The following is a 21,313-nucleotide window of genomic DNA, read 5'->3' as shown; positions in this document are numbered from 1 at the left end:
GAATGACCACATGATCGACTCTTCTGCCCAGGAGGGCAGCAGTAGCCAGCCGGGTAGGCCCCGGCATCCCCACGCACCGACGACCCCGGGAGCCCTGAACCTCCCGTGTTGATCCTCGTCGGTCTTCTTCTGATCGTTGTCTTGACCGTCGCGACGGGTTACTTCGTCGCGCAGGAGTTCGGCTACGTCGCGGTCGACCGCGGCAAGCTGAAGCAGCTCGCCGCCGAGGGTGACCAGGCGTCCGTCCGGGCCCTGGAGGTCACTGGGCGGCTGTCGTTCATGCTCTCCGGCGCACAGCTCGGCATCACCGTGACCGCCCTGCTCGTCGGCTACGTCGCCGAGCCCTACCTCGGTGCCGGCCTGGCCGAGCTGCTCGGCGTGGCCGGTGTCTCCACCGGCGTCAGCCTGCCGCTGTCGGTCGCGCTGGCCCTGGTCATCGCCACTGTGGTGCAGATGGTCGTGGGCGAGCTGGCCCCGAAGAACCTGGCCATCGCCCGGCCCGAACCGGTCGCCCGGGCACTGGCCCGCTCCACCCTGATCTACCTGGCCATGGCCGGTCCGCTGATCAAGCTCTTCGACAAGTCCGCGGTGCGTCTGCTGCGGCGGGTCGGCATCGAGCCGATCGAGGAACTGCCCAGCGGCGCCACCCCGGAGGACCTGGAACAGATCATCGCCGAGTCCCGGCTGGAGGGACATCTCGACGCCGACATGTCGGAGCTGCTGGACCGGGGGCTCGACTTCCGGCAGCTGACGGCCGGCGAGGCGATGGTGCCCCGGGTGGACGTGCACACCGTGCGCGCACACGAGCCGGTGAGCCGGGTGGTCGAGCTGCTCGACACCGGCCACTCCCGTTTCCCGGTACGCGGCGCGGAGGGCGTCGACGACCTGGTCGGCGTGATCGGCATCGCCGACGTGCTCCAGGTACCACCGGCCGAGCGGGCCGCCACCCCGGTCAGCGCGGTCGCCGTACCGCCGCTGCTGGTGCCCGAGACACTGCCGCTGCCCACCGTGCTGGACCGGCTGCGCTCGGGGCACCGCCAGCTCGCCTGCGTGGTCGACGAGTACGGCGGTTTCGCCGGGGTCATCACGCTCGAGGACATCGCCGAGGAACTGGTCGGCCCGATCCGCGACGAGGACGACCCGCCGGAGCGGGCCCCGACGCGGCAGGAGGACGGCTCCTGGGTGGTGCCCGCGCGCTGGCGCATCGACGAGGTCGCCGACAGCACCGGCATCGCCCTGCCCGAGGGGGCCGAGTACGACACCCTCTCCGGGCTGGTCATGCGGGAGCTGGGCCGGGTGCCCGAGGTCGGTGACCGGCTGGAGATCAGCCTGCCGGCCGACGGCGAGAACGGCCAGGTGCCGCCGCGCGCCCTGGTCGAGGTGCTCGCGGTGGATCGGCACGTGGCCGACTCGGTCCGCCTCCAGGTCACCGACGGGCATTCGGAGGTGACGGCATGAGCACCGGATTCGCGTTGATCACCTCCGTGGTCCTGCTGGCGCTCAACGGCTTCTTCGTCGCCGCCGAGTTCGCCCTGGTGGCCAGCAAGCGGTACCGCCTGGAACAGGCGGCGGCCGGCGGTGGCCGGGCGGCCCGGGCCGCTCTCGACGGGGTACGTGAGCTGTCGCTGATGCTGGCCGGTGCGCAACTCGGCATCACCCTGTGCACGCTGGGCCTCGGTGCCCTGGCCGAGCCGGCGATCGAGCGGCTGCTCAGCCCGCTGCTGCACGCGGTCGGCGTGCCGTACGGCGCCAGCCACGTGATCGCGCTGATCTTCGCGCTGAGCCTGGTCACCTTCCTGCACCTGGTGGTCGGTGAGATGGCACCGAAGTCCTGGGCGATCACCCACCCGGAGCGCTCCGCGCTGCTGTTGGCCCTGCCGTTCCGGGCCTTCGCCCGGGTGGCCCGTCCGGTGCTGTCGGTGCTCAACGCGGTGGCCAACGCCATGCTGCGGCTGGTGAAGGTGAACCCGCAGGACCAGTTGGCCCAGGTGCACGGCCCGGACGAGCTGCGGATGCTGCTCGAACAGTCCCGGGAACACGGACTGCTCGGTGCCGCCCAGCACGAACTGCTCACCAGCATGCTGGAGTTGCAGGGCACGACGGTCGCCCAGGTGATGGAACCGTTCGACCGGATGGTGACCGTGCGCCGGGACGATCCGGCGGACCGCATCGAGCAGGTCAGCCGGGACAGCGGCCGGTCCCGGCTGGCGGTGCTGGACGCCGCCGGTGACGTCTGCGGTCTGGTGCACGTACGGGAGGCGGTGCGGGCCACCGCCGGTCGACCCGACGCCACCGCGGCGGACCTGATGAACGACGCCATCACGCTGCCCGACACCGCCACCGTGACCGAGGCGGTGGCCGTGATGCGGGCCCGCCAGTCCCAACTCGCCCTGGTCCGCAACGGTGGCGGCCCCACCCGGCCGGTCGGCTTCGTCGCGCTGGAGGACCTGCTGGAGGAGGTCATCGGGGAGTTCGACGACGAGACCGATCCGATCCCGCGCGCGGTACGCCGGCTCAGATAGGGGTAACGGGTGCGGCTGACGGGGGTGTCACCGGGATCGGGCGGAACGGGCCTGACGGTGCAGACCGCGCTGGCCAACCCGAGCACCCGTCCCGGCCTGCGCCTGCCGGGGCGGGTGAACCTCATCGCCGACTCCGTCGACGTACCGGTCCGGCACGTCCGGCTCGGCCTGGTCAGCACGGTCGAGCCGGACGACCCGGAGGCTCCCCGCCGGCTGGTGCAGTTCCATCAGGCCCAGGTGGCCGGCGCGATGGTGCTGCGGGCCGGACGGGCCCGGTCGATCCCGTTCGAGTTCCCGGTGCCGTGGGAGACGCCGGTGACCACGCTGGGTGGGGTGCCGTTGCTCAGCCTGCGGATGGGACTGCGTACCGAGGTGGCGGTCGACGCCACCCTGGACCAGGGGGCGATGGTGCCGGTTCTGGTCCATCCGCTGCCGACCCAGCAGCACATCCTCGCCGCCCTGGACACGCTCGGCTTCCGCGTCCGCCAGTCCGGCCTGGTCGACGGCCGGCTACCCGGCGTGGCGCAGGCCCTGCCCCTGCACCAACGGTGGGGCTTCTGGGTCGGTCCGCTCTACGCCGGGCCGATCACCGAGCTGGAGGTGATCTTCGTGACCAACTCCGCCGGCCTGGAGGTGATCCTCTGGTGCGACCGGCGGCTGGCGCTGGCCGGAATCACCCACACCAGCATCAGCCGGTTCCGGATCTGGCACGCCGGCGTCGACCAGCGGGACTGGGTGAGCACCGTCGACGGGTGGCTGCGCGAGGCGATCAACCGGCACGCCGCCGCCGCGGCCCACGCCGACTGGTCAGCCCCCGTCCCCGAGTCGGCTCACGTCAGCCGTCCACCCGACCGGCCGCTGCCGCCCGGCCCGACAGTTGGTGGCGACGCGGGCGGCGCGGGTGTCGGCGGCGGCGAGGGCGGTGGCGGCGGTGGTGGCGGTGGCACGTGAGGTCGCCGCCCAGCCGCCACTCACCCCTGGGCGAGCTTGAGGCCGAAGCCGAGGAAGAGCGCACCCACCGCGCTCGTCGCGCCGGCCGCCAGCCGGCGACGCCGGCTGAACTGGGCGGCCAGGAAGGTGCCCGCGAAGATCAACGCGGTCAGGTAGAGCGCGCTGGTCACCTGGGCGATCAGACCGAGCAACAGGAACGACAACGCCGGCCAGGGATAGGTCGGGTCGACGAACTGGATGAAGAACGAGACGAAGAACAGGATCGCCTTCGGGTTGAGCAGACTGATCACCAGGGCCTTGCGGAACGGGCTGCGCATCGCGGCCGGCTCCGCGGCGTCGATCAACCGCGGGGTGGCCGGGTCGTTGCGGTCCCGCCAGCGTCGCCACGCCCCGCGCAGCATGGTCAACCCCACATAGCCCAGGTACGCCGCGCCCGCGTACTTGATCACAAGGAAGATCGGCGGGTACGCCTTGAGCAGCGACGCCACTCCGGCTGCGGAGAGGAACATCAGGATCGCGTCACCGACCCAGACGCCGCTCGCCGCCTGGTAGCCGACGCCGACGCCACGACGTGCGGCGGTGGAGAGGACGAACAACGAGTTGGGGCCGGGCAGCAGCACGATGGCCACGGTGCCCAGCACGTACGTCCAGAGGTCGGTGATTCCCAGCACGTCCGACATCATCGGGCCGACATGGGCTGGGCACGAAGCCTTTCCCGCAGGCTGACCTGTGCTTTCGGCCACTCGTCGACGGTCATCGAATACTGCACGGTGTCCCGCCACGAGCCGTCCGGCCGCAACCGGTGCATCCGCAGCACCCCCTCCCGGGTCGCGCCGAGCCGCTCGATGGCGCGCTGCGACCGCTCGTTGCGGATGTCGGTGTGCCAGACCACCCGCACCGCGTCGAGTTCCTCGAAGGCGCGGGCGAGCAGCAGCAGCTTCGCCTCGGTGTTGATCCCGGTACGCCACCACGGCCGGCCGAGCATGGTGTGTCCGATCGTCACCGACCGACGCGCCGGATCGATCTCGTAGTACGAGGTGGAGCCGACCACCGCGCCGGTGACCGCGCACCGTTGCACCCAGGCGACCCGGTGCTGGTCGGAGAGGGCCTCGGTGATCACCTCACGAACCTGCCCCGGCCCGGTCGGCAGCGGTCGGGTGAGGTGCCGCCAGACCTCGGCGTCGGCGGTGGCGGCGTACAACTCGTCGGCGTGTGCCAGGTCGAGCGGCTCCAGCAGCACGTGGGCGCCGCGCAGCGCCGCCGGCTCGTGCCAGGGCGAGCGGCGCGGGCGCAGGTACGTCGGCAGCGGCGCGGTGACCCCGGCGTCCGGCTCCGGCCGGCCGGGGGTCAGCCGCAGCGGCACCACCCCGGCCCAGTGCGCCAGGTCGAGATCGGCCGGGTCGTCGCGTACCCCGCCGGCGCGGGTGCGCAGCGACACCTCCGTCAGCGGCAACGCCAGCACGGCGGTCTCGGCCAGCTCCCGCCGGCTCGGCGGTCGGCTGTCCGCCGCGCGGCCGGTGCCGACCTTCTCCACCAGGGCGGTCAGCACGTCGGCCTTCTCGATCTGGTCGGTGACCGGTTGTGCGGTGCCGTGCGCGACCACCGACCGGTAATTGGCGCTGTGGTGGAACTGGGAGCGCCCGTAGACCAGCCCGTCGAGCAGGGTGACCGCGACGCACACCGCAAGGCCGTCGGCGCGGGCCGCGAGCAGCGGCCGGCTGCCGGTGGAGCCGTGCAGGTAGAGCGTGTCCCCGATGCGCACGTGCAGCGTGGGCAGCACCCGGGGCTCACCGTCCACGGTGAACCCGAGCGCGCAGTGGTACGCCTCGTCGAGCACGGCGTGCGCGGCGGCGCGGTCGTAGCTCATCCGGTCCCGGGAACGGCTGGCGGTGGTGCGGGTGGTCTGCGGGTACATGCCTCCACCTTTGTTCTAGTACAATCCCATCTTTGTGTCAGCACGCTATCAGGTTGCCGGAGCGACGGCCGTCGAGATTTCGGCCAGCATCGAATCCGCCATCCGCGACGCCACCCTCGCCCCCGGCGACCCACTGCCACCGGTGCGCACGCTCGCCGCCGACCTGGCCGTCAGCCCCGCCACCGTCTCCCGGGCCTACGCCGAGCTGCGCCGTCGCGGACTCGTCGTCACCGCCGGCCGGCACGGCACCCGGGTACGCCCCCGACCGCCGGTCGCCGCCCGCCGAGCCGCGCTGCGCCCGCCGCCCGCACCCGGCCAGCGTGACCTGTCCCGAGGTCAACCCGACCAGCGGTTGCTGCCGCCGCTGCGCCGGCACCTGGCCGCCCTCGCCGACACCGTCGGCGACCCGGTGGGCTACCCCGACCTCGGTGTGCTGCCCGAGATGACCGAGGCGGCCGGGGCTCGACTGGCCGCCGACGGGGTACCGGCGCCCGGGCTGACCCTCACCGGCGGCGCACTGGACGGCATCGAGCGCCTGCTCGACGCGCACCTGCGCCACGGTGACGCGGTCGCCGTGGAGGATCCGGGCTGGGCCGGCCTGCTCGACCTGCTGGCCGCCCTCGGGTTACGGCCGATCGGGATGCCCGTCGACGACGACGGGCCGATCGTCGCGGGCGTGGCCGCCGCCCTCGACGCCGGAGCACGAGCGGTCATCGTGACCAGCCGAGCCCAGAATCCCACCGGCGCGGCAATCTCCGCCGACCGGGCCGACGCCCTACGCGCCCTGCTCGCCGGCCGGGCCGACCTGCTGCTGATCGAGGACGACCACGCCGCCGAACTGGCCCGCGTACCGCTGCACCCGCTCGCCGGAGCCACCACCCACTGGGCCTTACTCCGCTCGGTCAGCAAGCCCTTCGGCCCCGACCTGCGCCTGGCCGTGCTGGCCGCGGACGAGACCACGGTGGCGCGGGTGGCCGGCCGGGCGAGGGTCGGCACCGGCTGGGTCTCCACCGTGCTGCAACGCCTGGTGCTCTCGCTCTGGGCGGACCCGGAGACGACCGCCCTTGTCGACCGGGCGGCGCAGAGTTACGAACGACGGCGACACGCCCTGGTCACCGCCCTCACCGCCAGTGGCCTGCCCGCGCACGGCCGCACCGGCATCAACGTCTGGGTACCGGTGGACGACGAGACCAGCGCGCTGACCGTCCTGCGCGACGCCGGCTGGGTGGTCGCGCCGGGCGCGCTCTACCGGATCGCCGGCCCGCCCGGACTGCGCATCACCGTCAGCGACCTGCGCGAGGAGGAGATCCCGGCGTTCGCCGACACGGTCGCCCGCGCCGCCCGCCCCACCCTTTCACCGAACTTCACCGCCTGACCCACCCCGCACACGGACGCTGACGCGCGGAGGCGGCCGCAGCAACTTCCCTGCTGTTGCCGCCTTGACCGGGTTCGAGGCGGCAACTTCCCTGAAGTAGTTCCATCCTGTTTGGGCTGGTAGGGGGGTCTTGACTGTAGGGTTGGTGGTGGTGGGTGGGCTGGTTACGGGGTGGGTGATCTTTTGGTTGATCGTTTGGCATGCCCCGTTTGGTTGTTAGCGGGTGATGTGGCTTTGGGTCAGGACGGTGAGGGCGCGGAGCAGGGTGGTGGCGTGGCGGTGGTTGCCGCGTAGTTGGTGGAGGATGCGCCAGTTCTTCAGGTCGGCGAAGCCGTGTTCGTTGGTGGCGCGTTCGCCTGCGATGAGGTTGTTGACGGCGTGTTGGTAGCGGGTCAGTGGGTGGGCGCGGGCGGGTCGGCGGCCGGTGATGATGGTGGGGTGGTCGTCGGGTCGGCCGGGGGGTTGGCGGCGTGGTCGTAGGCCGGGGTAGGGGCCGGGTTGGTCGTCGAGGTTGGTGAAGCCGAGGTCGCAGATGGCGGCCAGGTCGTGGTGGCGTAGGTGGGCGGGGATGCGGTGTCGGCGGGCTGCGGTGATCTCGGCGGTGCGGCCGGGGTAGGCGGCGGAGATCCACAGCAGGTTTCCGGTCAGGTCGGTGATGGCGAGCACTGTCAGGCCGAAGGTTTTGTGTTTGCCGTTGTAGTGGGCGTGGCGGCGGCGTCGGTCGCGGGGGCGTTGGACGGGGATCAGGGTGCCGTCGAGCAGGACCACCTGTGTGTGGTGGCGGGCGCGGCGCAGGATCCGGGACAGTCGGGGCATCTGGGCGGCGAGGGTGGTGATCACCTGGTTGACCCAGCGGCGGACGGTGTTGGCGGAGATGCCATTGGCGGCGGCCAGGTCGACCGGGCGTTGGTCGTGACGCAGCACTGCGAGGACGATCGCTGCTGCGCTGTGGTCGGGTAGCTTGCGCCATCGTGAGCGCACCTGGGCTCGGTGACGGCGGATGGCGGTGGTGACCGTGGTCAGTGTCTTCGTGGACAGCGGCAGACGGGACTGGTAGACAAGCGGCGAGTCCTCGGCCGGCGGGTTTTTGTGTGTCACGACCGAACACCCTGGCCGAGGGCTCACCTGTATGTCATGCAGGCCACGCTGGTGCTGGGCAAACGATCAACCCGGAGATCATCTCTTCGTGGACCTGCTCAATCACCCACCACCGCCCAAGGGTCAAGACCTGCTGACCAGCGGATTCAGGATGGAACTACCTCCCTGATGTTGCTGCCTTGTCGCTGGCTCGCGTGGGCCGCACCGAACCGGGTAGAACAGTCGCCATGGCCGACACCGACACCGCGCCCGGCGCACAGCGGTTCATTCCGCCGCAGGCCGACACCCTCGACGAGCTGCGCGCGGCCGCCGCCGGCTGCCGGGGCTGCGAGCTGTACCGGGACGCCACACAGACCGTCTTCGGCCGGGGCGACGCCAGTGCCCGGGTGGTCTTCGTCGGTGAGCAGCCCGGCGACATGGAGGACCAGAAGGGGTTGCCCTTCGTCGGCCCGGCCGGTCGGCTGCTCCGCAAGGCGGTCGACGACGCCGGCCTGGACCCTGGACACATCTACCTCACCAACGCGGTCAAGCACTTCCGCTTCGAGCTGCGCGGCAAGCGGCGCATCCACCAGACCCCCGACCGGGTGCACATCACCGCCTGCCGGCCCTGGCTGGTCGCCGAGTTCGCCCAGCTGGCCCCCGAAGTGATCGTGGTACTCGGGGCGACCGCCGCGAAGGCGCTGCTCGGCCCGACGTTCCGGGTCACCCGTCAGCGCGGTGAGCTGCTGCCCTGGCCGGCCGCCGCCCAGCGCCCCGAGGACTTCCACCAGGTGCCGGTCGACAACGCCGGCCACGCCGCCGACGCACCATCGGCCCAGCTGCTGGCCACCATCCATCCGTCCGCCGTGCTCCGGGCCGACAACCAGGACATGGCGTACGACGGGCTGGTCGCCGACCTCACCGTCGTCTCCCGCGCGCTGACCGGCTGACCAGCCACCCTGGCCATCGACCATCCCTAGTGGAGATTGGTCGCCATGCCGGCGGGGTAGAACCAGCCCATGGCAGGTGATCGGACCGGACCGGTGGCGTTCCGTCGCATCCCACCGATCCTGCGGCCGGTGGTGCTGTGGGCAGCCGCCACTCCGCTCGCCGTCGGGTTCCGGCTGCTGTTCCGCGACCCCTGGGCCGAGGCGGTGCTCGCCGGTGCCATGTTCGTCCTGTTCCTGCTGCCAGCCTGGTTGTGGGCGTCGGTCCAGCCACAGTCGCGCGCGAAGCAGCCGACGTCGTCCGGCGCCGGGCCGGTGCCGGACGCGGTCCGACGCCAGCACGAACGCGACCGGCGCCGCGCGGACGAGCAGGCCCTGAACCGCGCCCTGCGGACGGGTGAACCACCCGAGGACGAGAGCCTCCGCGCCGAACTGCCGGCGTACCTCCGCTGGCGCGTCCGGGGCGCGGCGCTCGCGCTCGTCACGGGCCTGCCACTGCTCGCCGGGTTGATCCTGCTCGGCTGGCACGGCGGTGTGGAGCGGGCCTGGCCGGTCATGTACGCCCTGTTCGTGCCACCGCTCGCCGGTTGGGCCGGCTGGGTGCTGGTCAGGGCCGGCCGCCTCGGCCGACGGTTGAACGGCGATCACCACCCGCACGACCTGGCAGGCCCGCAGCGACCGGAGGAGGCCGCTGGGCGGTCCGCATGAGCGGTGCCACACTTGCCGCCATGCAGCAGCACCTCTACCAGCCCGACCACGACGAGTTCCGGGATCTGTGCCGGCGCTTCCTGGACCGCGAGGCCGTGCCGCACCACGACCGCTGGGAGGCCGACGGCATCGTCGACCGCGAGGTGTGGCGGAAGGCCGGTGCCGCCGGACTGCTCGGGCCGGACGTCGACGAGACCTACGGCGGCGGCGGACAGCGGGACTTCCGGTACAACGCCGTCCTGGTCGAGGAGATCGTCAACTCGGGCTGCTCCGGGCTCGGCTTCGGCCTGCACAACGACGTGGTCGCGCCGTACCTCACCGAGCTGACCACCGAGGAGCAGCGCCAGCGCTGGCTGCCCCGGTTCTGCTCCGGCGACCTCGTCACCGCCATCGCCATGAGCGAACCCGGCGCCGGCTCCGACCTGGCCGGCGTCCGCACCACCGCCGTCCGCGACGGCGACAGCTACCTGCTCAACGGGCAGAAGACGTTCATCACCAACGGTGAGCTGGCCGACCTGGTGATCGTGGTGGCCCGTACCGCCGACGAGGGCGCCCACGGCGTGAGCCTGATCGCGGTGGAGACCGGGACCGCCGGCTTCAGCCGGGGCCGCCGGCTGGCCAAGGTCGGGCTGAAGGCCAACGACACCGCCGAACTCTTCTTCGACGACTGCCGGGTGCCGGCCGCCAACCTCCTCGGCACCGAGAACCACGGCTTCTACCACCTGATGGCCAACCTGCCCCGGGAACGGCTCAGCATCGCGGTCGCCGCGGTCGCCGCGGCCGAACGGCTGCTCGCCCTCACCCTCGACTACGCCCGCACCCGGGAGGCGTTCGGCCGGCCGATCGGCAAGTTCCAGCACAACCGGTTCCTCCTCGCCGAGCTGGACACCGAGGTCACCATCGCGCGGACCTTCGTCAACCACTGCGTGGCCGAGTTCAACGCCGGCCGGCTGTCGGTGACCGACGCGGCCAAGGCCAAGTGGTGGACCACGGAGTTGCAGAACCGGGTCGCCGACCGGTGCGTGCAGTTGCACGGCGGCTACGGCTTCATGGCGGAGTACCCGGTGGCGCGGGCCTGGCTGGACAGCCGGGTGCAGACCATCTACGGCGGCACCACGGAGATCATGAAGGAGATCATCGGCCGCGGCCTGGGGCTGTGACGAAAACCGGGCTGCCGACCGTCGGTCGGGTGCGAAAGGATGGTCACCCCTTACCAAGGAGCCTCCCGTTGGCCACTGACCTGACGACCACACCGGCGCACCCGGACGTCGCGCCCATCCAGCGGCGCACCCTGCGGCTGCTCTTCACCACCCAGGTCGTCGGCGGCATCGGCGTGACCATCGGCATCGCCGTCGGCGCCCTGCTCGCCGCCGAGATCGCCGGCACCGCCGTGGCCGGCCTGGCGCAGAGCGCCGCCGTGGTCGGTGCGGCCCTGCTCGCCGTCCCGGTCACCCGGATCATCACCGGGCACGGCCGCCGCCCCGGCCTGGCCGTCGCGTACCTGGTCGGGGCGGTGGGTGGGACGCTCGTCGTGCTCGCCGCGGCGACCCGGTCGGTTCCGCTGCTCTTCCTCGGCATGCTCCTGTTCGGCGGCGGCTCCGCCGCCAACCTCCAGGCCCGCTACGCCGCGGTCGACCTCGCCGAACCGGACCGGCGCGCCCGGCAACTGTCGCTGATCGTCTGGGCCACCACCATCGGCGCGGTGGCCGCCCCGAACTTCGCCGCCCTCGCCGACCGGACCACCAGCGGCTGGGGGCTGCCGGCACTGTCCGGCCCGTTCGCGTTCAGCGCCGTCGCGTTCGTGCTCGCCGCCGGCGTACTGCTGCTGTGGTTGCGGCCCGACCCGCTGCTCACCGCGCGCCGGCTCGCGGCGGCCCGGGCCGGCGCGTCCGAGCCGACCCCGCCCGGTCCGCCACCGGCACCGGCCGAGCCGGCCCAGGCGGCGTCCGCGCTCGCCCCGGCCAGCCCGATCCCGGCGCCGGCCGCGCCGGCCCGGCGCGGCGGAGGCATGCGCGCCGCCTGGTCGGTGGTACGCGCCCGACCGGCCGCCCGGCTCGGCGTGTCCGCCGTGGCAGTGGGCCACCTGGTGATGGTGGCGGTGATGGCGATGACCCCGGTGCACCTGCGGGAGTACTACGCCGTCGACGAGGTGCTGCCGGTGGTCGGGCTGGTGCTGAGCCTGCACATCGCCGGCATGTACGCGCTGGCACCGGTGGTCGGTTGGCTCGCCGACCGGTTCGGCCGCCGCCCGGTGATCCTCGGTGGCATCGCGACGCTGCTGGCCGCCTGCGCGGTCGCCGGCACCGCCGGGCACCACACGCCCCGGCTCACCGTCGGGCTGATCCTGCTCGGGCTCGGCTGGTCGGCGACCATGGTGGCCGGCTCCACCCTGCTGTCGGAGTCGGTGCCGGACGAGGTGCGGCCCAGCGCCCAGGGGCTGTCCGACCTGCTCATGGGGCTGGCCGGCGCGTTGGCCGGAGCACTCAGCGGGTTTGTCATGCAACTCGCGGGCTATCCCGTGCTCACCCTGCTCGCCGCGGTCGCGGTGGCACCCCTGCTGGCGCTAGCGTTGCGTCCGGTGCCGGTGGGTGCACCGGACAGGAAGGACTGATCACGTGCGGCTGACCGACTTCTGGGCGCGCCTGGCCGAGGCGTTCGGGCCCGCGTACGCGGCCAGCATCGCCAGCGACCAGGTGTTGTCGGAACTCGGTGGGCGGACCATCGAGCAGGCCCTCAAGGCCGGCGTGGAGACGCACGTGGTGTGGCGTGCCGTGGTCGCGGCCTACCCCGACCGGGTCCCCACCCGACTACGCTGAGCAGCCGATTCGTTACTTCCGCGTGTCTCTTGCCGAGTCGTACACCTGTTCGGCTATTGTCCACAGCGAGGTGCTCGTCCACAGGCCACGGCCAGTCGGCTGGTTTTCTGTCGGACCCAGCGCCTAGCGTGTCCCGCGTGACGCGAAGCTCAGGAAAGACGCCGGCGAAGGCAGGGGTGGCAACGATGGCGGCAGGACCTGACCGGGAGAAGGCGCTCGACCTTGCTCTCGCTCAGATCGACAAGCAGTTCGGCAAGGGCTCGGTGATGCGGCTGGGGGAGCGACCGGTCATCCAGACCTCGGTCATTCCGACCGGCTCCATCGCGCTCGACGTGGCGCTCGGCGTGGGCGGTCTGCCCCGTGGCCGGGTCGTCGAGGTGTACGGCCCGGAGAGCAGCGGTAAGACCACGGTCGCCCTGCACGCGGTGGCCAACGCCCAGCGGGCCGGCGGCATCGCCGCCTTCATCGACGCCGAGCACGCGCTCGACCCGGAGTACGCCAGGGCCCTCGGTGTCGACACCGACGCCCTGCTGGTCTCCCAGCCGGACACCGGCGAGCAGGCGCTGGAGATCGCGGACATGCTGGTCCGCTCCGGCGCGATCGACATCATCGTGATCGACTCGGTCGCCGCGCTGGTGCCGCGCGCCGAGATCGAGGGCGAGATGGGCGACAGTCACGTCGGTCTCCAGGCCCGGCTGATGAGCCAGGCGCTGCGGAAGATCACCGGCGTGCTCAACAACACCGGCACCACCGCGATCTTCATCAACCAGCTCCGCGAGAAGATCGGTGTCATGTTCGGGTGCATGTCGTACTCGACCCGGGTCACGCTGGCCGACGGCACGCAGGAGAAGATCGGCAAGATCGTCAACCAGCGGATGAACGTCGAGGTTCTCTCCTACAACCCGGACACCGACCGGGTGGAGCCGAAGCGGATCACCAACTGGTTCAACAACGGCCCGGCGGAGCAGTTCCTCCAGTTCACCGTCGCCAAGTCGGGCGGCAACGGGCGGGCGCAGTTCGCCGCCACCGCCAACCACCTGGTACGCACTCCGGGGGGCTGGCGGGAGGCGGGTGAGTTGATCGCCGGTGACCGGGTGATGCTCGCCGAGTCACGCCGGCTGAGCGACCAGCAGTGGCAGGTCGTGCTCGGCTCGCTGATGGACGACGGCGCCCTGTCGCCGAACCGCCAGGACCGCTCCGGTGTCCGCTTCCGGCTCGGCCACGGTGCACAGCAGGTCGACTACCTCGACTGGAAGGTCTCGCTGCTCGGCAACATCGGCCACTCCCGGCGCACCGACGCACGGGGCGCGGCTTTCGTCGATTTCACTCCGCTGCCGGAGTTGGGCGAGCTACAGCGCGCGGTCTACCTGGGCGACGGCAAGAAGCACCTCAACTGGGACTACCTCAAGGCGCTGACTCCGCTGGCGCTCGCGGTGTGGTACATGGATGACGGTTGCTTCACCGTCCGCTCCAAGGGCCTGCAGGAGCGTACGGCCGGCGGTTCCGGCCGGATCGAGATCTGCGTCGAGGCGATGGCGGAGGGCAGCCGCGACCGTCTGGTGGAGCATCTGCGCGACGCGTACGGGATGGACGTGAAGCTGGTCGCCCGGGGGGCCCGGCAGACGGCGTCGATCGTCTTCACCACCGAGTCGTCGGCGAGGTTCCAGGAACTGGTTGCTCCCTACGTGCCGGCGGCGATGGAGGCCAAGCTGCTGCCGCGCTTCCGGGGCCGGTGCGCCGTCGAGCCGCAGTTCGTCGCGGCGGAGCTGATGCCGGTGCCGGCACGGGTCATCGATGTCCGGGTCAAGCCGAAGACCCGCTCGATGAACCGGTTCGACATCGAGGTCGAGGGCAACCACAACTACTTCGTCGACGGCGTCATGGTGCACAACAGCCCCGAGACGACGACGGGTGGTCGGGCGTTGAAGTTCTACGCCTCGGTCCGGCTCGACGTGCGGCGCATCGAGAGCCTGAAGGACGGCACCGACGTGGTCGGTAACCGGACCCGGGTCAAGGTTGTGAAGAACAAGGTCGCGTCCCCGTTCAAGCAGGCCGAGTTCGACATCATGTACGGCAAGGGCATCTCTCGTGAGGGTTCGCTGATCGACGTCGGTGTCGAGCAGTCGATCATCCGCAAGTCCGGTGCCTGGTACACCTACGAGGGCGACCAGCTGGGCCAGGGCAAGGAGAAGGCCCGCGAGTTCCTCCGGGAGAACCCGGACGTGGCCGCCGAGATCGAGAAGAAGATCCTGGAGAAGCTCGGCGTCGGGGTCGGCGCGGGCGACGCCGCCGGTGGCCCGGAGCTGCCGCCGGTCGACTTCTGATCCTGAGTCGTGGCAGGACGACGTGCCCGCACGGGGCGGGGCTGGGATGCCAGCCCGCCCCGCGCGGGTGACGCCACACCACGTCCCCGGCGGGGCCGCCGCGCCGCCGGAGGCCCCGCCGACCCGGATGACCCGTCGGACGCGTCGGGCCGGGCCGGTTCCGCCCGACGGGCCGGCGGCTCGGCATCCGGTGCCGCGGCAGCCGCGCCTCGTGACGAGGCCGAGGTGGCCCGGGAGATCTGTCTGCGGCAGCTCGCGGTGCGCCCGCGTACCCGTGCCGAGCTGGCCACCGTGTTGGCGCGGCGGGGCATCTCCGAGGAGACCGCCGCTCAGGTCCTCGACCGGTACGACGAGGTCGGCATCATCGACGACGCCGCGTTCGCCCGGGCCTGGGTGAGTAGCCGGCACGCCGGCCGTGGGCTGGCTCGCCGGGCACTGGCCAACGAGCTGCGTCAGCGCGGCGTGGACGGCGACACGGCCAGCGAGGCGTTGGACGAGCTGGACGAGACCACCGAGGCGGAGACCGCCCGCGCGCTGGTGGAGCGGAAGCTGCGGACCGCCCGGGGTGAGCCGGACGCGGTGTTCCGGCGGCTGGTCGGCATGCTGGCCCGCAAGGGCTACCCGGCCGGTGTCGCGATCCGGGCGGTGAAGGACGCGATCGCCGCGCAGAGCGCCGAGGCGGCCGAGTTCGCCGAGCAGATCGACGCCGACGCCCTCGCCGACGCCGAGGGTGAGATCGACCGCTGACCGCGCGTTCGTGCCGTCGTGCCGTCTCACCAATTGTGATCTCGCCCGGAGCCGTGGGCGATGCGACGAGCGCGGGTGCGACGCCCGCCTCCGTGACGTGACCAGCCCCGATGAGGTCAACTCGGTGTTGGTCGTTCGTCTTTTTTGCCCGCTGGCGTCCGAGTGTTCATTGGCGGAGGGTGACGAGTTAACTTCTCTCCGTCCGGGTGGTTTGATCATCTGTTCTTGACCGGAGGCCGGTTGAGACCTAGCCTCGCCATAAAGGCTCACATTGCCCGACCAAGCGCAGGCTAAGCGCACAACATAGATCCCGTAACAGAACAGCATCACTTTGGCCGGCACCTTCGGCCGCGTACGTCAGCTCCGGACGGGCCGGTCCGGGCTCGCGTGACACTGCACCCGGCCCGCCCACGGCCGTCAGGACGTCGGCGGAGGAAGCCAACCCACGGCCATGCGCTCCGGTCGGGCGTCCAGAGTCGCAGGAGCGTGCCCACCCGGCAGGCTGTTGCGGCGCGACGGTTCAGGGGAGGCGCGCCATGGCGAGGCGGCACAGGTTCACCGGAGTCCCGGCATGAGCGAGCGGAGCGGGCCGACCGTGAGGCTCTGTTCGGCGCTGCCCGCCAAGGGTGCGCGGCGGAACGGGGCGTCGGCATGAGCGCGGGGGCGGGTGCTCCCGGCGCGGCGGATTCCGGTGCCGGCGACGACGGTGAGCAGAGTTCCGGTCCACCTGCCGTTGCCGTGGTGGCCGGTGACGGTCCGGACGGAGCCGACCGGTGAGCGCCTTCGACGTCGTCATCCTGGTCGCCGTGCTGGTGCTGACCCTCGTGGTGCTCGGCGCGGTGCTGTTCGGGGTGCGGATGATGCGGGGGTTGCTGACGCGTCCGGCACCGGAGGATCCGGCGTACGTCGCGGAGAAGGATCGGCAGGAGCAGTCGCTGGCCGCGCTGCGTACCGCCGCCGACGAGGTGAACAGCACAATCGATGTGGCGAAGTCGGCGGCTGCGGCGGCTCGTGCCGAGGCGGCGGGGGCCAAGGCCGAGGCGAAGGCCGCCCGGGCGGAGGCGCGTCGGGTGCTCGACGACGCCCGTGCCGAGGCGGACACGGTGCTGGAACGGGCGCACAAGCAGGCCGAGGCGGACGCCGAGCAGTTGCGCACGGCGGCCCGGCGCAGCGGTGAACGGGAGGTTGCGGTGTTGGCCGCGACCACCCGGGAGCAGGCGGCCGAGGTGGAGCGGCGGGCGACCCGGATGGACGAGCGGGAGCGGCTGCACACCGAGGAGGTGGAGCGGCTCGCGGAGCGGGAACGCCAGCTCACCGCGGCCAACGCGGCGCTGGCGGCCCGTGAGGCGGCGCTTGTCGAGCGGGAGGCCGATCTCGCCGAGGTGGAGAACCAGCGGCGACGTGAGTTGGAGCGGGTCGCCGGGTTGACCGCCGACGCCGCGCGGGCCGAGTTGGTCGAGGCGATCGAGGGCCAGGCGAAGCGGGAGGCCGCGCTGCTGGTCCGGGACATCGAATCCGACGCGAGGTCGACCGCCGAGCAGCGGGCCCGGCACATCGTGGTCGACGCCATCCAACGGGTGGCCAGCGAGCAGACCGCCGAGAGCGTGGTCAGCGTGTTGCACCTGCCGGGCGACGAGATGAAGGGTCGGATCATCGGCCGGGAGGGCCGCAACATCCGCGCCTTCGAGTCGGTCACCGGGGTGAACCTGATCATCGACGACACTCCCGAGGCGGTGCTGCTGTCCTGCTTCGACCCGGTGCGCCGGGAGGTGGGCCGGTTGACGCTGGAGAAGCTGGTGCTGGACGGTCGGATCCACCCGCACCGCATCGAGGAGGTGCACGAGCTGGCCCGCCAGGAGGTCGACCAGCTCTGCCACCGGGCCGCCGAGGACGCCCTGGTGGAGGTCGGCATCACCGAGATCCACCCGGAGCTGGTCACCCTGCTGGGCCGGTTGCGCTACCGCACGTCGTACGGGCAGAACGTGCTCAAGCACCTGGTGGAGACCGCGCACATCGCCGGGGTGATGGCGGCCGAGCTGCGGCTGGACGTGCCGTTGATCAAGCGGTCGGCGTTCCTGCACGACATCGGCAAGGCGCTCACGCACGAGGTGGAGGGCAGCCACGCCATCATCGGCGCGGACGTGGCCCGTAAGTACGGGGAGAGCGAGGACGTGGTGCACGCCATCGAGGCGCACCACAACGAGGTGCCGCCGCAGACCGTGGAGGCGGTGCTGACCCAGGCGTCGGACGCCTGCTCGGGCGGGCGGCCGGGAGCGCGGCGGGAGAGCCTGGAGGCGTACGTCAAGCGGCTGGAACGCATCGAGGAGATCGCCGCCGGCAAGGTCGGGGTGGACAAGGTCTTTGCGATGCAGGCGGGCCGGGAGATCCGGGTGATGGTCAAGCCCGACGACGTCGACGACATCGGTGCGGCGGTGCTGGCCCGGGACGTGGCCAAGCAGGTCGAGGAGGAGCTGACCTATCCGGGGCAGATCCGGGTGACGGTGGTTCGCGAGTCCAGGGTCACCGAGATCGCCCGTTAGGCGTAAGGAAGGGCCCCTGCTCGCCGCAACGAGTCGAGCAGGGGCCCTTCCTTGACACCGCTCAGCCCTGCGGCTCGGAGACGGTGGCGCCGCCCTCGGGGGTGGAGTCCGCCGCTCCGGCCGGTGCGGTCTGCTTCGGTACCCGGAAGGCCCGGGCACCGGTGCGCCGGTCCAGCCAGCCGGCGAACCAGGTGAGCATCGAGTTGATCACGATGTAGATGACGGCGGCGACGATCGCGCAGGCGATGATGTTGCCGTAGTTGGCGGCGAGGTCGTTGACACCGCGCTGGAGCAGCTCCGGGTAGGCCACGATGTAGCCGAGCGCGGTGTCCTTGAGCAGCACCACCAACTGGCTGACGATGATCGGCAGCATGGCGCGGGCGGCCTGCGGGAGCAGGATGATCCGCATCACCTGGTTCTTGCGCATGCCGATCGCGTACGCCGCCTCGGACTGCCCGCCGGGCACGGCCCGGATGCCGGCCCGGAACGCCTCGGCGAGCACCGAGCCGTTGTAGAGGGTCAGGCCGATCACCACGGCCCAGAAGGCGGTCACCGGTCCCTGGATGAGGAACGGCACGCCGTAGAAGATGAAGAAGATCATCAGCAGCAGCGGGACGGCGCGGAAGAACTCCACCACCATGCCGGCCGGCACGCTGATCCACCAGCGGTCGGAGAGCCGGCCGAAGGCGAAGACGACGCCGAAGGCGAGCGACAGCGCCATGCCGACGCCAGCCGCCTTCAAAGTGGCCCACAGCCCCGGCAGGATGAACTGGGTCCAGGTGGCCGACCGGGTGAACGGCTCCCACAGCCGGGGCTCCCACTGGTTCGCCTGATCGAACTTCGTGTAGATCCAGTAGAGCAGGGCGAGCAGCGCGACGCCGAAGACGACGCTGAGCACCGCGTTGCGCACCTTGGCCCGGGGGCCCGGGTGGTCGTAGAGGACGTTGCTGGTGCTCATCAGCGCTTCACCGCCAGACGGTTGGCCAGCCAGCCGAAGAAGTAGCCGGTGGGGATGAGCAGTGCGGCGAACGTGCCGGCGAAGACCAGGAAGATCAGAATGACGGCGTTACCGTAGCTGTTGAGCAGGTCCTTCATGACGCTGGAGGCCTCGACGAGCCCGATGGTGCCGACGATCGTGGCGTTCTTGCAGAGCGCGATCAGGATGCTGCCGAAGGGCGCGATCACCGAGCGGGCGGCCTGCGGCAGCACCACGATCCGCAGCGTCTGCGCGAACGACAGCCCGATCGCCCGGGCCGCCTCGGCCTGGCCGGTCGGCACGGTGTTGATGCCCGAGCGCACCGCCTCGCAGACGAAGGCGGCGGTGTAGGTCGACAGGCCGATCACCCCGAGCCAGTAGATATTGACGTCGAGCTCCTGAGACAGGCTCAGCCCGAGGGTGGCGTACAGCCCGAAGTAGCAGAAGAAGACGACCAGGGTCAGCGGGGTGTTGCGGAAGATGTTGACCCAGGCCGCGCCGAAGCCGCGCAACACGGGTACGGGGGAGACCCGCATCGCGGCCAGCAGCACGCCGATGACCAGCGCGCAGACCGCGGACGCGCCGGTCAGCTTGAGGATCCAGACGAAACCCGACACGAATGCGTCGAAGTTCTCCGGATCGGTGAATACGTCCATGCTTCGGCTCCCGGGGCACGTGATGAGGGCCGGTGACAGGCCGGAGCCGGCACCCGTAACGGGTGCCGGCTCCGGTACCGGTCAGACAGCGCCGCAGTGGGTCATCTTGGTGGTGTCCAGCTCGGGCGCGGGGGTGCCACTCTTGCCCAGGGTGGCGTCCCAGGCAGCCTTGTAGCTGCCGTCCTCGGCGGCGGCCTTGAGGATCTCGTTGACCTTCTCGCAGCCGTCGGTGTCGTCCTTCTTCAGGCCGATGCCGTAGGGCTCGTCGGAGAAGGTCTGGCCGACCACCTTGAACTTGCCGGCGTACTGGTCCTGCGCGGCGTAGCCGGCGAGGATGATGTCGTCGGTGGTCACCGCGTCGACCTGACCGTTCTCCAGCAGCGGCAGGCACTTCGAGTACGCGTCGAACTGCTGCAGCTTGGCGTCCGGGTAGTTCTCGGTGATCCGCTTGGCCGGCGTCGAGCCGGTCACCGAGCAGACCGTCTTACCCGCCAGCTGGTCCGGGCCGGTGAGGGTGGAGTCCGACTTGACCAGCAGGTCCTGGCCGGCGATGTAGTACGGTCCGGCGAAGTTGACCTTCTGCTTGCGCTCGTCGTTGATGGTGTAGGTGGCCACCACCAGGTCGACGGTGCCCTGCTCGATGAAGGGCTCCCGGTTGGCCGACACGGTGGTCTTCCACTCGATGCCGCTCTCCTCGACGCCGAGGCCCTTCGCGATGATCTTCGCGATCTCGATGTCGAAGCCCTCGTACTGGCTGCCGGTCTGCAGACCCAGGCCGGGCTGGTCGGCCTTGACGCCGATGACCAGCTTGTTCTGGCTCTCGGCCTTGCCGACGATGCCACCGGCGCCCGTGCCGGAGCCGCCCTCGTCGCTGTCCCCGCCGCAGGCGGTCATCGCGACCGCGAGGCCGGCAACGGCGGCAACCGCCGCCATCCGCTTCATTCGCATACCTGATCTCCTTCTTCGACTGGAGCCGGCCGGGTCACGGCCCGCCCCACTACCGGACGCCTAATGGGTGAGGATCTTGGAGAGGAAGTCCTTGGCGCGCTCGCTGCGCGGGTTCGCGAAGAACTCCGTCGGAGCGGCGTCCTCGACGAGCTTGCCGTCGGCCATGAAGATGACCCGGTTCGCGGCGTGCCGGGCGAAGCCCATCTCGTGGGTGACCACGACCATGGTCATGCCGTCGCGGGCGAGCGAGGTCATCACGTCCAGCACCTCGCCGACCATCTCCGGGTCCAGCGCGCTGGTGGGCTCGTCGAAGAGCATCGCCTTGGGCTGCATGGCCAGCGCGCGGGCGATCGCGGCGCGCTGCTGCTGGCCGCCGGAGAGCTGGGCCGGGTACTTGTCGGCCTGGTTGGCGATGCCGACCCGGTCGAGCAGGGCCAGCCCTCGCTCCCGGGCCGCCGCCGGCTTCTCCTTGCGGACCTTGATCGGGCCGAGGGTGACGTTCTCCAGGATCGTCTTGTGCGCGAAGAGGTTGAACGACTGGAACACCATGCCGACCTCGCTGCGCAGCCTGGCCAGGGCCTTGCCCTCGGCCGGCAGCGCCTGCCCGTCGAAGGTGATGGTGCCGGAGTTGATCGGCTCCAGCCGGTTGATGGTGCGGCACAGCGTCGACTTGCCGGAGCCGGACGGGCCGATCACCACGACCACCTCGCCCCGGCCCACCGACAGCGAGACGTCGTCGAGTACGTGCAGCGGCCCGAACCACTTGTTGACCGAGTCCAGCACGATGAGCGGTTCGCCCGTCGCCACGTCG

General features: G+C 71.2%; 20 protein-coding genes and 2 pseudogenes. 15 read left to right on the top strand and 7 right to left on the bottom strand.

Features of this window, described 5'->3' with window-relative positions:
• Window positions 1-105 precede the first annotated feature (105 nt).
• From O7605_RS12195 to O7605_RS12185, 3 genes are read left to right on the top strand one after another with little or no spacing between them, the layout of a single operon-like run.
• Window positions 106-1,458 (top strand): hemolysin family protein, encoded by a 1,353-nt coding sequence (locus tag O7605_RS12195; protein WP_269739292.1) that lies wholly within the window; start codon window positions 106-108, stop codon window positions 1,456-1,458.
• The gene (locus O7605_RS12190; RefSeq protein WP_269739291.1) at window positions 1,455-2,522 is read left to right on the top strand and encodes a hemolysin family protein; all 1,068 of its coding nucleotides are present in this window, start codon (window positions 1,455-1,457) and stop codon (window positions 2,520-2,522) included. Before O7605_RS12195 ends, O7605_RS12190 begins: the two co-directional genes overlap by 4 nt.
• A 9-nt stretch (window positions 2,523-2,531) precedes the next feature.
• On the top strand, window positions 2,532-3,473 hold the full coding sequence (locus tag O7605_RS12185) for a sporulation protein (protein ID WP_269739290.1): 942 nt from the start codon (window positions 2,532-2,534) through the stop codon (window positions 3,471-3,473).
• A 20-nt stretch (window positions 3,474-3,493) separates the two neighbouring features.
• On the opposite strand, the gene leuE is transcribed toward O7605_RS12185, so the two are convergent.
• Window positions 3,494-4,156, bottom strand: coding sequence for a leucine efflux protein LeuE (gene leuE / locus O7605_RS12180; protein ID WP_269739289.1), 663 nt, complete (start codon window positions 4,154-4,156; stop codon window positions 3,494-3,496).
• Window positions 4,153-5,388 carry a bifunctional pyridoxamine 5'-phosphate oxidase family protein/GNAT family N-acetyltransferase gene (locus tag O7605_RS12175; protein ID WP_269739288.1) on the bottom strand — a complete coding sequence of 412 codons (1,236 nt, stop codon included), beginning with the start codon at window positions 5,386-5,388 and terminating at the stop codon, window positions 4,153-4,155. Before O7605_RS12175 ends, leuE begins: the two co-directional genes overlap by 4 nt.
• A 34-nt stretch (window positions 5,389-5,422) precedes the next feature.
• Between O7605_RS12175 and O7605_RS12170 the strand changes: the two genes are divergently transcribed.
• Window positions 5,423-6,763, top strand: a complete 1,341-nt coding sequence (locus tag O7605_RS12170) for an aminotransferase class I/II-fold pyridoxal phosphate-dependent enzyme (RefSeq protein WP_269739287.1) — start codon at window positions 5,423-5,425, stop codon at window positions 6,761-6,763.
• A 216-nt stretch (window positions 6,764-6,979) separates the two neighbouring features.
• On the opposite strand, the gene O7605_RS12165 is transcribed toward O7605_RS12170, so the two are convergent.
• Window positions 6,980-7,861 carry a transposase family protein gene (locus tag O7605_RS12165; RefSeq protein ID WP_269739286.1) on the bottom strand — a complete coding sequence of 294 codons (882 nt, stop codon included), beginning with the start codon at window positions 7,859-7,861 and terminating at the stop codon, window positions 6,980-6,982.
• A gap of 227 nt (window positions 7,862-8,088) precedes the next feature.
• Here O7605_RS12165 and O7605_RS12160 point away from each other — a divergent pair, with 227 nt between their 5' ends.
• The 11 genes and pseudogenes from O7605_RS12160 to rny all read left to right on the top strand — a co-directional run bounded on the left by O7605_RS12160 (window position 8,089) and on the right by rny (window position 17,922).
• Window positions 8,089-8,790: a UdgX family uracil-DNA binding protein gene (locus O7605_RS12160; protein WP_269739285.1), complete on the top strand. Its 702-nt coding sequence runs from the start codon at window positions 8,089-8,091 to the stop codon at window positions 8,788-8,790.
• 69 nt (window positions 8,791-8,859) lie between these two features.
• A complete protein-coding gene (locus O7605_RS12155) occupies window positions 8,860-9,495 on the top strand; it encodes a hypothetical protein (RefSeq protein ID WP_269739284.1) in 636 nt (211 codons plus the stop codon).
• A 20-nt stretch (window positions 9,496-9,515) separates the two neighbouring features.
• Window positions 9,516-10,655: an acyl-CoA dehydrogenase family protein gene (locus O7605_RS12150; RefSeq protein WP_269739283.1), complete on the top strand. Its 1,140-nt coding sequence runs from the start codon at window positions 9,516-9,518 to the stop codon at window positions 10,653-10,655.
• Between the two features lie 68 nt (window positions 10,656-10,723).
• Entirely contained in the window at window positions 10,724-12,106 is a 1,383-nt protein-coding gene (locus tag O7605_RS12145) for an MFS transporter (RefSeq protein WP_269739282.1), read from the top strand.
• 4 nt (window positions 12,107-12,110) lie between these two features.
• Window positions 12,111-12,311, top strand: coding sequence for a DUF3046 domain-containing protein (locus tag O7605_RS12140; protein WP_269739281.1), 201 nt, complete (start codon window positions 12,111-12,113; stop codon window positions 12,309-12,311).
• 185 nt (window positions 12,312-12,496) lie between these two features.
• Window positions 12,497-13,348, top strand: a pseudogene (gene recA, locus O7605_RS12135) (recombinase RecA); the annotation flags it as partial.
• A gap of 60 nt (window positions 13,349-13,408) precedes the next feature.
• A pseudogene (locus tag O7605_RS32105) lies at window positions 13,409-13,963 on the top strand (LAGLIDADG endonuclease); the annotation flags it as partial.
• A 171-nt stretch (window positions 13,964-14,134) separates the two neighbouring features.
• Window positions 14,135-14,635 (top strand): hypothetical protein, encoded by a 501-nt coding sequence (locus O7605_RS12125; RefSeq protein ID WP_269742610.1) that lies wholly within the window; start codon window positions 14,135-14,137, stop codon window positions 14,633-14,635.
• Between the two features lie 9 nt (window positions 14,636-14,644).
• On the top strand, window positions 14,645-15,382 hold the full coding sequence (locus tag O7605_RS12120) for a regulatory protein RecX (RefSeq protein WP_269739280.1): 738 nt from the start codon (window positions 14,645-14,647) through the stop codon (window positions 15,380-15,382).
• 651 nt (window positions 15,383-16,033) lie between these two features.
• Window positions 16,034-16,159, top strand: coding sequence for a hypothetical protein (locus O7605_RS12115; RefSeq protein WP_269739279.1), 126 nt, complete (start codon window positions 16,034-16,036; stop codon window positions 16,157-16,159).
• Complete coding sequence (gene rny, locus O7605_RS12110; protein WP_269739278.1) at window positions 16,156-17,922, top strand: ribonuclease Y; 1,767 nt, start codon at window positions 16,156-16,158, stop codon at window positions 17,920-17,922. The genes O7605_RS12115 and rny overlap by 4 nt, the downstream gene beginning before the upstream one ends.
• 61 nt (window positions 17,923-17,983) lie before the next feature.
• Here rny and O7605_RS12105 read toward each other — a convergent pair whose 3' ends face one another.
• The 4 genes from O7605_RS12105 to O7605_RS12090 all read right to left on the bottom strand — a co-directional run bounded on the left by O7605_RS12105 (window position 17,984) and on the right by O7605_RS12090 (window position 21,309).
• Window positions 17,984-18,880, bottom strand: coding sequence for an amino acid ABC transporter permease (locus tag O7605_RS12105; protein WP_269739277.1), 897 nt, complete (start codon window positions 18,878-18,880; stop codon window positions 17,984-17,986).
• A complete protein-coding gene (locus O7605_RS12100) occupies window positions 18,880-19,554 on the bottom strand; it encodes an amino acid ABC transporter permease (RefSeq protein WP_269739276.1) in 675 nt (224 codons plus the stop codon). Before O7605_RS12100 ends, O7605_RS12105 begins: the two co-directional genes overlap by 1 nt.
• Before the next feature lie 81 nt (window positions 19,555-19,635).
• Window positions 19,636-20,502 (bottom strand): glutamate ABC transporter substrate-binding protein, encoded by an 867-nt coding sequence (locus O7605_RS12095; RefSeq protein ID WP_269739275.1) that lies wholly within the window; start codon window positions 20,500-20,502, stop codon window positions 19,636-19,638.
• Between the two features lie 60 nt (window positions 20,503-20,562).
• The gene (locus O7605_RS12090) at window positions 20,563-21,309 is read right to left on the bottom strand and encodes an amino acid ABC transporter ATP-binding protein (protein WP_269739274.1); all 747 of its coding nucleotides are present in this window, start codon (window positions 21,307-21,309) and stop codon (window positions 20,563-20,565) included.
• Window positions 21,310-21,313 lie beyond the last annotated feature (4 nt).

Source organism: Verrucosispora sp. WMMA2121 (genome assembly GCF_027460185.1).
GTDB classification, from domain to species: Bacteria; Actinomycetota; Actinomycetes; order Mycobacteriales; family Micromonosporaceae; genus Micromonospora; species Micromonospora palythoicola.
The sequence above is the reverse complement of the archived record's forward strand: the minus strand, read 5'-3'. Positions and strand labels throughout refer to the sequence as shown.

Excerpts from the sequence above, each read along its gene's own strand:
- O7605_RS12175 (WP_269739288.1), bottom strand. The coding sequence starts at position 5,388 with ATGTACCCGCAGACCACCCGCACCACCGCCAGCCGTTCCCGGGACCGG.
- O7605_RS12105 (WP_269739277.1), bottom strand. The coding sequence starts at position 18,880 with ATGAGCACCAGCAACGTCCTCTACGACCACCCGGGCCCCCGGGCCAAG.
- leuE (WP_269739289.1), bottom strand. The coding sequence starts at position 4,156 with ATGATGTCGGACGTGCTGGGAATCACCGACCTCTGGACGTACGTGCTG.
- O7605_RS12100 (WP_269739276.1), bottom strand. The coding sequence starts at position 19,554 with ATGGACGTATTCACCGATCCGGAGAACTTCGACGCATTCGTGTCGGGT.
- O7605_RS12095 (WP_269739275.1), bottom strand. The coding sequence starts at position 20,502 with ATGCGAATGAAGCGGATGGCGGCGGTTGCCGCCGTTGCCGGCCTCGCG.
- O7605_RS12160 (WP_269739285.1), top strand. The coding sequence starts at position 8,089 with ATGGCCGACACCGACACCGCGCCCGGCGCACAGCGGTTCATTCCGCCG.
- O7605_RS12155 (WP_269739284.1), top strand. The coding sequence starts at position 8,860 with ATGGCAGGTGATCGGACCGGACCGGTGGCGTTCCGTCGCATCCCACCG.
- O7605_RS12125 (WP_269742610.1), top strand. The coding sequence starts at position 14,135 with ATGAACCGGTTCGACATCGAGGTCGAGGGCAACCACAACTACTTCGTC.
- O7605_RS12115 (WP_269739279.1), top strand. The coding sequence starts at position 16,034 with ATGAGCGCGGGGGCGGGTGCTCCCGGCGCGGCGGATTCCGGTGCCGGC.
- O7605_RS12150 (WP_269739283.1), top strand. The coding sequence starts at position 9,516 with ATGCAGCAGCACCTCTACCAGCCCGACCACGACGAGTTCCGGGATCTG.
- O7605_RS12190 (WP_269739291.1), top strand. The coding sequence starts at position 1,455 with ATGAGCACCGGATTCGCGTTGATCACCTCCGTGGTCCTGCTGGCGCTC.